The organism is Streptomyces sp. NPDC006259 (genome assembly GCF_042870975.1).
GTDB lineage: Bacteria > Actinomycetota > Actinomycetes > Streptomycetales > Streptomycetaceae > Streptomyces.
The window spans coordinates 84,270-98,560 of sequence record NZ_JBIAHY010000009.1 but is presented as its reverse complement, the minus strand read 5'-3'; the positions used below and the strand labels follow the sequence as shown (position 1 = coordinate 98,560).

Annotated in this window: 10 protein-coding genes; 8 read left to right on the top strand and 2 right to left on the bottom strand. The window is 72.3% G+C overall.

The genetic code is table 11. The features are described from left to right. The first annotated feature begins 76 nt into the window (after positions 1 to 76). The 7 genes from ACFYO5_RS31965 (at position 77) to ACFYO5_RS31935 (ending at position 7,872) form a co-directional block, all read left to right on the top strand. The gene (locus tag ACFYO5_RS31965) at positions 77 to 1,621 is read left to right on the top strand and encodes a gamma-aminobutyraldehyde dehydrogenase (protein WP_388715509.1); all 1,545 of its coding nucleotides are present in this window, start codon (positions 77 to 79) and stop codon (positions 1,619 to 1,621) included. A 53-nt stretch (positions 1,622 to 1,674) separates the two neighbouring features. Further along, positions 1,675 to 2,922, top strand: a complete 1,248-nt coding sequence (locus ACFYO5_RS31960; RefSeq protein ID WP_388715505.1) for a spermidine/putrescine ABC transporter substrate-binding protein — start codon at positions 1,675 to 1,677, stop codon at positions 2,920 to 2,922. Beyond that, positions 2,888 to 4,078, top strand: coding sequence for an ABC transporter ATP-binding protein (locus ACFYO5_RS31955; RefSeq protein WP_388715502.1), 1,191 nt, complete (start codon positions 2,888 to 2,890; stop codon positions 4,076 to 4,078). Before ACFYO5_RS31960 ends, ACFYO5_RS31955 begins: the two co-directional genes overlap by 35 nt. Next, positions 4,078 to 5,007, top strand: coding sequence for an ABC transporter permease (locus ACFYO5_RS31950; RefSeq protein WP_388715499.1), 930 nt, complete (start codon positions 4,078 to 4,080; stop codon positions 5,005 to 5,007). Before ACFYO5_RS31955 ends, ACFYO5_RS31950 begins: the two co-directional genes overlap by 1 nt. Beyond that, on the top strand, positions 5,008 to 5,808 hold the full coding sequence (locus tag ACFYO5_RS31945) for an ABC transporter permease (protein WP_388715496.1): 801 nt from the start codon (positions 5,008 to 5,010) through the stop codon (positions 5,806 to 5,808). Positions 5,809 to 5,858: 50 nt separating this feature from the next. Then, positions 5,859 to 7,292: an NAD(P)/FAD-dependent oxidoreductase gene (locus ACFYO5_RS31940; protein ID WP_388715493.1), complete on the top strand. Its 1,434-nt coding sequence runs from the start codon at positions 5,859 to 5,861 to the stop codon at positions 7,290 to 7,292. A 127-nt stretch (positions 7,293 to 7,419) separates the two neighbouring features. Continuing rightward, positions 7,420 to 7,872: a hypothetical protein gene (locus tag ACFYO5_RS31935; RefSeq protein ID WP_388715490.1), complete on the top strand. Its 453-nt coding sequence runs from the start codon at positions 7,420 to 7,422 to the stop codon at positions 7,870 to 7,872. Positions 7,873 to 8,028: 156 nt separating this feature from the next. Here the strand turns inward: ACFYO5_RS31935 and ACFYO5_RS31930 are convergent, their stop codons facing one another. Both ACFYO5_RS31930 and ACFYO5_RS31925 read right to left on the bottom strand, forming a co-directional pair. Beyond that, a complete protein-coding gene (locus tag ACFYO5_RS31930) occupies positions 8,029 to 9,666 on the bottom strand; it encodes a PucR family transcriptional regulator (RefSeq protein WP_356561883.1) in 1,638 nt (545 codons plus the stop codon). 116 nt (positions 9,667 to 9,782) lie between these two features. Then, positions 9,783 to 12,293, bottom strand: coding sequence for an ATP/GTP-binding protein (locus tag ACFYO5_RS31925; protein ID WP_388715487.1), 2,511 nt, complete (start codon positions 12,291 to 12,293; stop codon positions 9,783 to 9,785). Between the two features lie 268 nt (positions 12,294 to 12,561). On the opposite strand from ACFYO5_RS31925, the gene gabT reads away from it, so the two are divergent. Continuing rightward, positions 12,562 to 13,896 (top strand): 4-aminobutyrate--2-oxoglutarate transaminase, encoded by a 1,335-nt coding sequence (gabT, locus tag ACFYO5_RS31920; protein ID WP_356561879.1) that lies wholly within the window; start codon positions 12,562 to 12,564, stop codon positions 13,894 to 13,896. Positions 13,897 to 14,291: the final 395 nt, after the last annotated feature.

Genomic DNA, 14,291 nt, shown 5'->3' with positions numbered 1-14,291 from the left:
GGATCGGCACTCAAATCAAGCTGGAGCTACGCCACCCACCCCTCTGGACAGCGGGACGAAGGCGGAGGAGAGCGACATGCAGAACCCGGGAAGCACCACCCCGGACCGACCCGGCCGGTTCCCCGCACGGGAACGTTTCGCGGACGGCGCCCAGTACATCGCGGGCCGCCTCCGCGAGGGCACCTCCGGGCAGTGGCACGCGGTGGTCGACCCGGCCACCGGGGAAGAGGTCCTCAGCTACGAACTCGCCGGGGCGGACGACGTCGACGCGGCCGTCGCCGCCGCCCGTGCCGCCTTCCCGGCCTGGGCGGGAGCCACCCCCGGCGAACGCTCCGACGCCCTGCACCGCTTCGCCGCCGTCCTCGCCGAACGCGCCGAGGACTTCGCCCGCGCCGAGTCACTGCAGTGCGGCAAGCCGCTCAAACTGACCCGCGAGTTCGACGTCCCCGGCACCATCGACAACACCGCGTTCTTCGCGGGGGCCGCCCGGCACCTCCAGGGCCAGTCGGCCGGGGAGTACTCCGGCGACCACACCTCGTACGTACGGCGCGAACCCATCGGCGTCGTCGGCTCGATCGCCCCCTGGAACTACCCCCTCCAGATGGCCGCCTGGAAGATCCTCCCGGCGATCGCCGCGGGCAACACGGTCGTGCTCAAGCCCGCCGAACTCACCCCGCTCACCTCCCTCCTCTTCGCCCAAGCGGCCACCGAGGCGGGCATCCCCGACGGCGTGATCAACATCGTCGCCGGGACCGGACGGGAGGCGGGTGAGCGCCTCGTCGGCCACCCCGACGTGGCCATGACCTCCTTCACCGGCTCCACCGCCGTCGGCAGGCGGGTCGCGGAGATCGCCACCGCCACCGTGAAGCGGCTCCACCTCGAACTGGGCGGCAAGGCTCCCTTCGTCGTCTTCGACGACGCCGACCTGGACGCGGCCGTGCAGGGAGCGGTCGCCGGCTCGCTCATCAACACCGGGCAGGACTGCACGGCCGCCACGCGCGCGTACGTGCAGCGGCCCCTCTACGAGGCGTTCGTCGAGAAGACGGCCGCCCTCATGGAGACCGTCCGGCTCGGGGACCCCTTCGCCGCGGGCACCGACCTCGGGCCGCTGATCTCCCACGTCCAGCGCGACCGGGTCGCCGCCTTCGTCGACCGGGCGCGCGGCTACGCGCGCGTGGTGACCGGCGGCGAGGCTCCTCGGGGGGATCTCGAGAACGGCGCGTACTATCTCCCCACCCTGGTCGCGGACGCCGCGCAGGACAGCGAGATCGTCCGGGCCGAGATCTTCGGGCCGGTCCTCGTCGTCCTCCCCTTCGACAGCGACGAGGAAGGGATCGCGCTCGCCAACGACACGCCGTACGGGCTGGCCGCCTCCGCGTGGAGCCGGGACGTCTACCGGGCGAACCGGGCGACACGGGAGATCAAGGCCGGATGCGTGTGGGTCAACGACCACATCCCCATCATCAGCGAGATGCCCCACGGCGGATACAAGGCATCCGGCTTCGGCAAGGACATGTCCGCGTACTCGTTCGAGGAGTACACCCAGATCAAGCACGTCATGTTCGACAACACCGCGGTGGTCCGCAAGGACTGGCACCGCACCGTCTTCGGGGACCGATAGCCACGAGTCCGGCCGCCGACCAGGCCGCATCCTCCCGAAAGGGCACCACGCGCATGGAGCAGTACGAGCCAGACCGCCCGACCCCGCCCCGAGCGGCCGCCATGCGGCGCAGTCTCCGCGACGGCAGGGCCGCCGTGACCCGCCGGTCGCTGCTGCGCGCCTCGGCCGGCGGCGCCCTGACCCTGGGCGGTCTCGGGGCGCTGAGCGCCTGCGGGATCCCCGCCGCCGGCCGGACCGAGGGCGGCACGTCCGCCGAGGACCACTCGGCGAAGGAGAGGACCGTCAGCTTCTCCAACTGGACCGAGTACATGGACGTCGACGACTCGGGCAAGCACCACCCCACGCTCGACGCGTTCACGAAGCGGACCGGCGTCAAGGTCAGGTACACCGAGGACATCAACGACAACAACGAGTTCTTCGGCAAGATCAAGCCGCAGCTCGCCGCGGGCCAGGACACCGGCCGCGACCTCGTCGTCCTCACCGACTGGCTCGCCGCCCGCCTCATCCGCCTCGGCTGGGTCCAGAAACTGGACCCCTCCAACCTGCCGCACGCCTACGCCAACCTGTCGGGCCAGTTCCGCAGCCCCGACTGGGACCCCGGACGGGCCTACTCCTACCCCTGGCAGGGCATTTCCACGGTCATCGCCTACAACAAGAAGGCGCTCGACGGCGTCGAGGTGAAGTCGGTCTCCGACCTGCTCGACAACCCCAGGCTCAAGGGGCGCGTCGGGTTCCTCACCGAGATGCGCGACAGCGTCGGCATGACCCTGCTGGACATGGGCAAGGACCCGGGGAAGTTCACCGACGACGACTACGCGGCGGCGATCGCCCGTCTCCAGAAGGGCGTCGACAGCGGCCAGATCCGCCGCTTCACCGGCAACGACTACACGTCGGACATCACCAGCGGCGACTTCGCCGCCTGCATCGCCTGGGCCGGTGACGTCGTCCAGCTCAAGGCCGACAGCCCGGACATCGACTTCCTGATCCCGGACAGCGGCTACATGACGTCCAGCGACAACCTGCTGATCCCCAACAAGGCACGTCACAAAACGAACGCCGAACGGCTCATCGACTACTACTACGAGCCCCGGCCGGCCGCCGAACTCGCCGCCTACATCAACTACGTGTGTCCCGTCGACGGCGTGAAGGACGAGCTGGCGAAGATCGACGAGGATGCGGCGAACAACCCGCTGATCATCCCCGACAAGGCCATGCAGGCCAAGTCCCACGCCTTCCGCTCACTGAGCGCGAAGGAAGAGACGGCCTATGAAGCGCAGTTCGCGAAGCTCACTGGGGCGTGACGAGATGAAGACGACGACCAACGCCGGCGGCGACGTCCGCCTGGCCGGGATCAGCAAGACCTACGGCTCCTTCACCGCCGTCCACCCGCTCGACCTGACCGTCCCGCAGGGATCCTTCTTCGCCCTGCTGGGCGCCTCCGGCTGCGGCAAGACCACCACCCTGCGCATGATCGCCGGCCTGGAGGAGCCCACCTCCGGGACCGTCCACCTCGGCGACCAGGACGTCACGGCCCTGCCGCCCTACAAGCGGCCCGTGAACACCGTCTTCCAGTCCTACGCCCTCTTCCCGCACCTCGACATCTTCGAGAACGTCGCCTTCGGGCTGCGCCGGCGCGGCGTCAAGAGCGTCAAGAAGCAGGTCGAGGAGATGCTGGAGCTGGTCCAGCTCGGCGAGCAGGCCCGCAAGAAGCCGCACCAGCTCTCCGGCGGCCAGCAGCAGCGCGTGGCGGTGGCCCGCGCCCTGATCAACCACCCCAGGGTGCTCCTCCTCGACGAACCCCTCGGCGCCCTCGACCTCAAGCTGCGCCGCCAGATGCAGCTGGAGCTGAAGCGCATCCAGACCGAGGTCGGCATCACCTTCGTGCACGTCACGCACGACCAGGAGGAGGCCATGACCATGGCCGACACGGTCGCCGTGATGAACGCGGGCCGCGTCGAGCAGCTCGGCTCGCCCGCCGACCTGTACGAGAACCCGCGCAGCACGTTCGTCGCGAACTTCCTCGGCACCTCCAACCTCATCGAGGCCGAGGTCGACTCCCGGAGCGGCGAGGACATCGTGCTCAGGGCGGGCGGCGGCAAGCTCGTGCTGCCCGAGGCCCGCTGCGCGGCGCCGACGACGACCGGCGGCAAGGTGCTGGTCGGCATCCGCCCGGAGAAGATCTCCCTCACCCACGCCGACGACGCGGGCGAGATCCCGGACGGCCGCAACCGCGTCACCGGCACGATCGCCGCCACGTCGTTCATCGGCGTCTCCACCCAGTACGTCGTCGACTGCGCCGTCTGCCCCGAGTTCGAGGTCTACGTCCAGAACGTCGACCGCGACCCCCGGCTGGTCCCCGGCGCCGAGGTGGTCCTGCACTGGAGCCCCGGCCACACCTTCGGCCTGGACGCCGCCCAGGACATCGACGCCGGCCTGGAAGAAGAGGCGGCGCTCTGATGGCGACGCTCACCGAGGCGCCGCCGCCCCTCTCCCCGACGACGCCGAAGACCCGGCCGCCCCGCAGGCGGGGCCGCTGGACGCCGTACTGGCTGCTGCTGCCCGGGATGCTGTGGCTGGTGGTCTTCTTCGCGCTGCCGATGATCTACCAGGCCTCCACGTCCGTGCAGACCGGCTCCCTCGAAGAGGGCTACCGGGTCACCTGGCACCTCGCGACCTACTGGGACGCGCTGAGCGACTACTGGCCGCAGTTCCTGCGCTCGGTCCTCTACGCGGCCGCCGCCACGATCCTCTGTCTGGTGCTGGGCTACCCGCTGGCCTACCTCATCGCCTTCCGCGCGGGCCGCTGGCGCAACCTGATCATGGTCCTGGTGATCGCGCCGTTCTTCACCAGCTTCCTGATCCGCACCCTCGCCTGGAAGACGATCCTCTCGGACGGCGGACCCGTCGTCGGCGCCCTCGACGCGCTGCACGTGCTGGACGTGACGAGCTGGCTCGGCTGGACCTCGGGGGACCGGGTGCTGGCCACGCCGCTGGCCGTGGTCTGCGGTCTGACGTACAACTTCCTGCCGTTCATGATCCTGCCGCTCTACACCTCGCTGGAGCGCATCGACGGGCGGCTGCACGAGGCGGCCGGCGACCTGTACGCCAGGCCCGTCACCACCTTCCGCAAGGTCACCTTCCCGCTGTCGATGCCGGGCGTGGTCTCCGGCACGCTGCTGACCTTCATCCCGGCGTCCGGCGACTACGTCAACGCCGAACTCCTCGGCTCCACCGACACCCGCATGATCGGAAACGTCATCCAGACACAGTTCCTGAGGGTGCTGGACTACCCGACGGCCGCGGCACTCTCCTTCATCCTCATGGCCGCGATCCTCCTCATGGTCACCTTCTACATCCGCAGGTCCGGGACGGAGGAACTGGTCTAGATGTCCTTCGTCAACTGGTTCAAGAGGAAACTCGTCGTCATCGCGGGCCTGGTGACGCTCGCCTATCTCCTGCTGCCGAACGTCGTCGTCACGGTGTTCTCCTTCAACCGGCCGAAGGGGCGCTTCAACTACGAGTGGCAGCGGTTCTCCACGGACGCCTGGAAGGACCCGTGCGGGGTCTCCGGACTGTGCGGGTCGCTGTCGCTCAGCCTCCAGATCGCCTTCTGGGCGACGCTCGGCGCGACCGCGCTCGGCACGGCCATCGCCTTCGCGCTGGTCCGCTACCGCTTCCGCGCACGGGGCGCCGTCAACTCGCTGATCTTCCTGCCCATGGCCATGCCCGAGGTCGTCATGGCGGCCTCGCTGCTCACCCTGTTCCTCAACATGGGCGCACGACTGGGATTCTGGACGATCCTCATCGCCCACATCATGTTCTGCCTCAGCTTCGTCGTGACGGCGGTCAAGGCACGTGTCATGTCGATGGACCCGAGGCTGGAACAGGCGGCCCAGGACCTGTACGCCGGCCCGCTCCAGACCTTCCTGCGGTGCACCCTGCCGATCGCCGCACCGGGCATCGCCGCGGGCGCGCTGCTCGCCTTCGCGCTCTCCTTCGACGATTTCATCATCACCAACTTCAACGCGGGATCGACCGTCACCTTCCCGATGTTCGTCTGGGGCTCGGCGCAGCGTGGAACGCCCGTCCAGATCAACGTCATCGGTACGGCCATGTTCCTCGTCGCCGTCCTGCTGGTCCTGACCTCCATGGTCGTCACCAACCGGCGCGCCAGGCGGAAGGCGTGAGCCTCCGCCTTCCGAGACCCTCCGAAAACCCTCTGTAGGGAGTTGAAATCATGGCCCCAGGCGCCATGAGCCGTGGCAGAGACCCTCACTGGACGACGTCGCTCTCGGAGGCGCGGCCGGTCCCGTACTGGCTGGAGGATCCGGGCAAGCCGCACCCCGAGCCCGCGCTCACCGGCGCCACCACCTGCGATCTGCTGGTCGTCGGCGGCGGATACAGCGGACTGTGGACGGCGCTCGTCGCCAAGGAGCGCGACCCGCAGCGGGACGTGGTGCTGCTGGAGGGCCGCGAGGTGGGCTGGGCCGCCTCGGGCCGCAACGGAGGCTTCTGCGCGGCCTCCCTCACCCACGGTCTGTCCAACGGGCTGACCCGCTGGCCGGACGAGATCCACCGGCTCGAGGAACTGGGCGCGCGCAACCTCGACGAGATCGAGGCGGCCGTCGCCCGCCACGGCATCGACTGCGACTTCGAGCGCACCGGCGAGATCGACGTGGCGACCGAGCCGTACCAGGCACGGGAACTGCGCGACTGGTACGAGCGGATCCAGGGCGAGGGCCTCGCCGAGGGCATCGAGTTCCTCGACGGCGACGCGGTCCGCGCGCAGGTTGCCTCGCCCACCTTCCAGGCGGGTCTGTACGACCGCCGGGGAGTGGCCATGCTGCACCCCGCCAAGCTGGCCTGGGGCCTCAAACAGGCATGCCTCCGCCTCGGCGTCCGCGTCCACGAGCACACCCCCGCGCTGACGCTGAGGCCGGACGGCGCGGGGATGGCCGTACGCACCCCGTACGGGCAGGTCCGCGCCCGGCAGGTCGCGCTCGGCACGAACGTCTTCCCCAGCCTGGTCAGGCGGGTCCGCGCCTACACCGTGCCCGTCTACGACTACGCGCTCATGACGGAACCGCTGAGCGCCGGGCAGCTCGACGCGATCGGCTGGAAGAACCGGCAGGGCCTCGGCGACAGCGCCAACCAGTTCCACTACTTCCGGCTCTCCGCCGACAACCGCGTCCTGTGGGGCGGCTACGACGCGATCTACCCGTACGGCGGCCGGGTGCGCGCCGAGCACGACGACCGGCCGGAGACGTACGCCAAGCTCGCCGAGCACTTCTTCACCTGCTTCCCCCAGCTGGAGGGGGTGCGCTTCACGCACGCGTGGGGCGGCGCGATCGACACCTGCTCGCGCTTCTCGGCGTTCTTCGGCACGGCCCACCGGGGGAAGGTGGCGTACGCCGCCGGGTACACCGGGCTCGGCGTGGGCGCGACCCGGTTCGGCGCGGAGGTGATGCTCGACCTGCTGGCGGGCGAGCCCACCGAGCTGACCTCGCTGGAGATGGTCCGCAGGAAACCGCTGCCGTTCCCGCCCGAGCCCTTCGCCTGGACCGGCATCGCCCTCACCAAGTGGTCGCTGGCCAGGGCGGACACGCACGGCGGCCGGCGCAACCTGTGGCTGCGGACGATGGACCGGTTCGGACTCGGCTTCGACAGCTGACGGGCCGCCGGTCCCCCCGCAGTGAGCGGTTCACTCCAACGAGGGTGCCCGACCCGCGTAATGCCCGCCGGGGACCTCCCTCTCCCTCGTGACGCGCACGCGTCGACGACACACAGGGAGGTCCCTCATGGCTGGGGCGAAGACGGCCGTCGAATGGCTGGCATCCGTCGCACCGGATCCCGCGGTCTGCCGCTGGGAATGGGAGCGCAACCCCCACGGGATCGCGCTCCTGCCCGCGGGCCGGGCCTGGGACGTACTCATCCTGCCGGGCGAACTCGGCTATCCCACGCTCGACGTCCTCACCCGCATCCTCGACCGGCCCGGACCCGTGCTGGCCGACTTCGGGGACAGCCGGATCGGCTTCCTCGTGCCACCGGGCACGGCCGCCCGCTGGGTGGGCACCGGCATCCGCACGGCCGGACCCGGCACCTGGATCGTCGTGCCGTATCCCGGCCGCACCACCGGCGGCGTCCGCTGGCTGGTACCGCCGGACGGCTCCGGCACCCTGACCGACCCGGCCCTGCTCGAACTGGCCATGCACGAGGCGGTGGCCGGCCGCGCCGGGGGAGACGACGGCTGACCCACCCGCCCCGGCCGGCTCCGGCCGCCACGCCGCCGGGCCCGGTGGTACCCGCCCGTCACCTCACGGCGGCCGCCCGTGCGGCCGACACGGCGCCGCGGTGCCGCGGTGCCACAGCGTCTCCGCGGTCCTCCCCTGCCACGCCTCACGCGGCCCTCACGACTCCTCCGGTGCCGTCGCCTTCAGCGCCAGCCACAGCTCCATCCGTACGTCCGGGTCGTCCAGGGAGCGGCCCAGGATCTCCTCCACGCGGCGCATGCGGTAGCGCAGGGTGTGGCGGTGGACGCCCAGGTCGGCCGCCGCGGCGTCCCACTGGCCGTGCCGGGAGAGCCAGGCGCGCAGCGAGGCCACCAGGTCGCCCCGGCCCGTCGCGTCATGCTCGCGCAGGGCCCGCAGCAGCCCGTCCGCGAAGGCCTTCACCGCGTCGTCCGCGAGGAGCGGCAGGACCGAGCCCGCCGCGAGCTGCTCGTGCTCCACGAGGACCCGGCCCCGGCGCCGCGCCACCGACAGCGCCTGTTCGGCCTGCCGGTACGCGGCCGCCGCGGCGATCGGACCGGACGGCCCGGACAGGCCGACGACCAGTTCCTCCTCCTCGCCCTGCGACCCGGACGCGCGCGCGTCCTCCAGCGCCGCCGCGTACCCGGCCACGGCCGCGGCCGCCGCGCCCTCGTCGGCGGCCAGCGCCACCAGGCGCTCGCCCTCGGGCACCACCAGCACGCTCTCCCCCGACCGGGCGGCCGCCGACTCCACCAGCTCGGCCAGCCGGCCCAGCGGCTCCCCGGCCTGGTCGGGGGAGCCGGGCACACGCGCGTGCGAGGACGCGTCGGCGTGCGCCCGACTGGACGCCGGCTCGGCCACCAGCACCCGGAACGGAGCGTCCAGCAGACCGCCGTACAGCTCACCGGCGACGGCGCGCGCGTGGTCCGGCTCGCCCGCCAGCAGCATGCGCAGCACCGCCACCCCGATGCGCTGCTCCGCCGCCTGGAGCGAGCCGGAGCGTTCCGTGGTCAGGGTCAGCAGGGCGATCGCCGAGTGCACGGCATAGCGCTCCGCCGTGCCGAGGGCGGACGCGGTGCCGACCGCGAGGGCCGCCCGCGGGCGGCGGCCGGTGCCCAGGGAGTGCAGTTCGATCCGGTCGTCGTGGTCGGAGTGCGCGGGCCCGCCGACCACCGACGAGGCCGGCGCCGGACGCTCCCGCAGCCGCTCCACGTCCGCCGTGAGCCGTGCGGCCCGGCGCCCCGCCCACTCCGGCGCGGCCGCGACCACGGCGCCCGAGGCGTCGTAGAGCGCGGCCCAGCCGTCGACCTGCGAGGCGAGGGCGGCGAGCAGGCCCTCCGGGCCGTCCGTCAACGCCTGCCTGGTCAGCTCCCGCTGGGCCGCGAAACCCGCCGTCACCGCCCGGTACTGGTCGGCCGCGATCGCCGCCGACACCTCCTTGCTGATGGCGAGGAACGGCGTGCGGCGGGGCACCTCCAGCAGGGGCAGCCCCTCCTGCTCGGCCGCGTCCACCAGGGCCTTCGGGATCTCCTCGTAGTTGACGCCGACGGCGAAACCGAGCCCGACCACTCCCGCCCCGGCCAGCCGCTTCACATAGCGCCGCATCGCCACCGGGTCCTCCGCGTCCAGCTTCAGCGCGGTGATCAGGAGCAGCTCCCCGCCCTCCATGTACGGCACCGGGTCGGCGAGTTCGCTGACGTGCGCCCAGCGCACCGGCACGTCCAGACGGTCCCCGCCCGCCCGCACGGTCAGCTTCAGCGCGGAGTGGTGGACGAGCGAGGCGAGCGTGGGAGGCATGGGACCTTCAGGTCTGAGGCGGACGAGCGGGCGACCCACCGGGTGATCTTTTGGCCGCTTCGTACGAAGCGGCCGTGCCGATTCTGCCTCACCGTAGGGGTGCCCCGCGCCTCGTATCAGCCGCGCAGATCCACCAGCAGCGGCGGCGCGTGCTCACCCCGCACGGTGGTCAGGGACAGCACCGCGTGTCCCGGCGGCACCTCGTGCGCCAACTGGGACGCCGACCACCGCTCCCGCTCCACCTGGCGCACGGTCACCGCGTCCGTGGTCACGGCCTTGCCCGTGACCAGCTTGCGCAGGGCGTGCAGCGCGCGGGTCATCGGCTGGTCGGCGAAGACGGTGTGCTTGGCCACCTCCGTCGTCTCCACCCACTCGGTGCCCCAGGTCTGCGCGAACCGGCTGCCGTCCCAGGTGGTGATCCCGGAGAACGCCATCCGGCAGCCGACGGCCCCGTACAGCGGACCGTGCAGGGACTCCGGGACGTCGCCGACCGTGCGCAGCGACAGCAGCACGCCCGCGTTCTGCGAGCGCAGACGCTGGATCAGGCGCACCGACCCGGCGGTGACCGCGCCCGTCGCGTCGTCCAGGACCAGGGCGGCGAAGTGGGTGCGCCCCGCCTCCCGTACGACCGTGTGGAACTGGGCGAGGACCAGCCGGGTGATCAGCCGGCCGGCCTCCTCGTGGCCGCGTTCGGGCAGGTCCACCCGGACCCGGAGCGGATGGTGGGCGACGGCCCGCAGGGAGAACGCCCGGTGCGCACCGCCCTCCCCCCGGCCGCTCCCGCCGAAGAAGTCGGCGAAGACCGGCCGGTTCAGCAGCGCCAGCCGGTCGGCGAGGGCGCGGCCGGGATCGCCGGGCGCACCCGCCTGCCGGACGCGTGCGTCCAGCTCGCGGCGCATGACCTCGTCCCCGGCCACGGCCTCGCGCAGCGCGGACAGCGCCGTCGGCTCGCCCTCCAGCAGCTCGCGCAGCACCGGCAGCGCGGGGAAGCGGCCGTGCACGGCCCGGTAGGGGCCGAGGAGCTGGGCCAGGGCGGTGGCCGCGACCTGGGCGTTCACCGTGTCGAGGTCGCCCACCAGCGCCTCGGCGAGGACGGCGGCGGCCTCGTCGGGGTCCTCCGACCCGGCGTACGGATCGAGGTCGTGCACCGACGAGGGGTTCCCGATCCGGACGACCACGTCGAAGGCGGAGTCGGGGGCGGGAGGGCTACCCGCCGAGGAGACGGCGACGAGCGCGCACTCCCCGGTGAGCGCCTGGAGGGCCAGCGCCTCGGTGACGGGCTCCACCAGGGTGCGGGTCTTGCCCGAGCCGGACGGGCCGACGGCGAGCAGCGAGGTGCCCAGCACGTCCGGGCCGAGCGCGGCGCCGGCGTCGTGATAGGCGGCCGGGGCACGTTCGCCGGCCACCCACCGCCCGATGCGGACCTGGTGCGCGAGCAGGTCGTGGCGTCCGGTGCGGCCGGGCAGGTCGCGGGAGCCCGAGGGATGGGTCCAGGCGGCTCCGGCCTGCCGCAGCACGGTCTCCCGGAAGTCCGGGCGGCCGGTCGTCCACGCGCGCGTGACGCGCACGCAGTCCACGTCGTTCATCCGTCCGGCCGCGACCTCGGCCGTCAGCACGTCGGCCGCCTCGTGCTGCCCGGCGTCGCGCAGCTCGGGCCACTCGGCGCGCGGGCGTTCCACGGGGGCGGGCGTACCGGGGTCGGCGGCGGCACGCCGGGCGGCGAGCCGCTCCCTCAGGTACGGCCACCAGCCGCCGACCAGCGCGAACGGCCACACCACGAGGAGGGTGACCACGGTGTACAGCGAGTCGGTGAACAGCTGGGAGGCGAACAGCTCGTAGCCGCCGGCGATCAGGGCGATGAGGGAGAACAGCGGGTCGACGACGGGCAGCGCGTCCCAGCCCACGCCCGGGAAGGCGCTCGGGAAGACGAAGCTCAGCGCGGCGAGGGCGCCCAGCAGCGCGAGCAGGGCCCGCGCGGGCTGCGGCCGGCGGCCGACGAAGTGGCGCACGACGTCGGGCCAGCTGCCCAGCCGGCCCATCGCGTACACCAGGACGGCGAAGAAGACGCCGTCGTAGACCACCCGGGCCTCGGCGCCCTCCATGTTCTTCGGGGAGGCGATCGTGCCGCCCCACCACCAGTCGTCCGGCGTGAACAGCCGCAGCGGCGCGAACTGGTACGGCAGGCTGCCCCGGCGCCAGAGCGACCACAGCACCAGGGCCACCACCAGCGGGATGAGCAGGCCGACCACGGTGACCGGCGCGAGCCGCTCGGCCGCCCGCGCGGCCTTCGGCAGCCGGTACCCGAACCGCCAGATGCCCGGCCCCGCGGTCGCACGGGGCTCGTTCAGCCAGGCGGCCACGGCCGAGGAGGCGACGGCGGGGGAGGCCGTGCCCGCCGGCCCGCCGGCGTGCGGCACGGACGGCTTGCCGGGCGGCAGGGCCGGAGCGCCGGGCGGCGCGGGCGGCGCACCGGCGGCCACGGCCGGGGCACCGGGCGGCAGCGGCGGCGCGTCGCCAGGCCGCGGCGGTACGCCGGGAGGTGTGGCGGGGCGCCCCGGCGGCACCGCCGGGCGCGGCACAGGATTCGCGTGCGTACCCCGTGCGTCCTGCGTCCCGTCGCCGTCCATGGCTCCTGCCCCCTGACCAGCCGCTCCGTCCACCATCGCCGAGTCAATCTAACGCCCCGGCAACGGGAGTTCACCGCTTACGCGGCCGGGTCCCGGCAGCGGACCCGCCGAGTGGCTATGTCCACGACGGACAACCGGCGCCGCCGACAACGCCCACATGGAGCATGCCCGCACCCCCTTCCCCGTCCTAGCCTGCGAGAAAGGAACTTGTGCGTCCGTAGCCACGCACCCCGGTACGTCCGGTACGCAAGATCATCAGGGAGCCCCCATGACCGCACTTCCGCAGGAGCGCCGCGTCGTCACCGCCATCCCCGGCCCGAAGTCGCAGGAGCTTCAGGCCCGCCGCGTGGCCGCGGTCGCGCAGGGCGTGGGCTCCGTGCTGCCGGTGTTCACGGCGCGCGCGGGCGGCGGCATCATCGAGGACGTCGACGGCAACCGTCTGATCGACTTCGGCTCCGGAATCGCGGTGACCAGCGTCGGCGCCTCCGCCGAGGCCGTCGTGCGCCGGGCCTCCGCGCAGCTCGCCGACTTCACCCACACCTGCTTCATGGTCACCCCGTACGAGGGGTACGTCGAGGTCGCCGAGGCCCTCGCCGAGCTGACCCCGGGTGACCACGCCAAGAAGTCCGCGCTGTTCAACAGCGGCGCCGAGGCCGTCGAGAACGCCGTCAAGATCGCCCGCGCCCACACCAAGCGCCAGGCGGTCGTCGTCTTCGACCACGGCTACCACGGCCGTACGAACCTGACGATGGCGCTGACGTCGAAGAACATGCCGTACAAGAACGGCTTCGGCCCGTTCGCGCCCGAGGTCTACCGGGTGCCCGTGGCCTACGGCTACCGCTGGCCGACCGGTGCGGAGAACGCCGGCCCGGAGGCCGCCGCGCAGGCCATCGACCAGATCTCCAAGCAGGTCGGCGCCGACAACGTGGCCGCGATCATCATCGAGCCGGTGCTCGGCGAGGGCGGCTTCATCGAGCCGGCGAAGGGCTTCCTGCCGGCGATCAGCAAGTTCGCCGCCGACAACGGCATCGTCTTCGTCGCGGACGAGATCCAGTCCGGCTTCTGCCGTACCGGTCAGTGGTTCGCCTGCGAGGACGAGGGCATCGTCCCGGACCTGATCACCACCGCCAAGGGCATCGCGGGCGGTCTGCCGCTCGCCGCCGTCACCGGCCGCGCCGAGATCATGGACGCCGCGCACGCGGGCGGCCTCGGCGGCACCTACGGCGGCAACCCGGTGGCCTGCGCCGGCGCGCTCGGCTCCATCGAGACGATGAAGGAGCTGGACCTCAACGCGAAGGCGAAGGCGATCGAGGCCACGATGAAGGCCCGCCTGACCGCCATGCAGGACAAGTTCGACATCATCGGTGACGTGCGCGGGCGCGGCGCGATGATCGCCGTCGAGCTGGTCAAGGACCGTACGACCAAGGAGCCGCACCCCGAGGCGACCGCCGCGCTCGCCAAGGCCTGCCACCAGGAGGGCCTGCTCGTCCTGACCTGTGGCACCTACGGCAACGTGCTGCGCTTCCTGCCGCCGCTGGTCATCGGCGACGACCTGCTCCACGAGGGCCTGGACATCATCGAGCGGGCCTTCGCCGGCCTCTGAGCGGACCCGCGCGTCCGGTCCGGGAGTCACGGGACCCCGGACCGGGCAGAGCGTGTGAAGAAGGTGTGCGAGGTGGATGGGGGCAGGGAGATGCGCCTGTCGTCCCGCCGGTCACTGCCGTAGGTTCTAGGCAGATGAGAGATACACCCCGCCCACAGGGGACTGTGGGCGAACCGGGCCGGGGCCTCCCCAGCTTCGACCTGGTCGTGCCTCGCGCACACAATCGGAGCCCTTGGCTTCGGATCTCCTCACCGATCGGACGGCCGCCCGCCCCAAACCCCCCGGGGCGCGCGGCATTCCGATCCGGACGGCCACCCCGGAACCACCCCCCCCGTTCCGGGGCGGCCGACCTCCTTCCACGCAATCCGACCTCTCGGACACAGGCCACCTCTCGG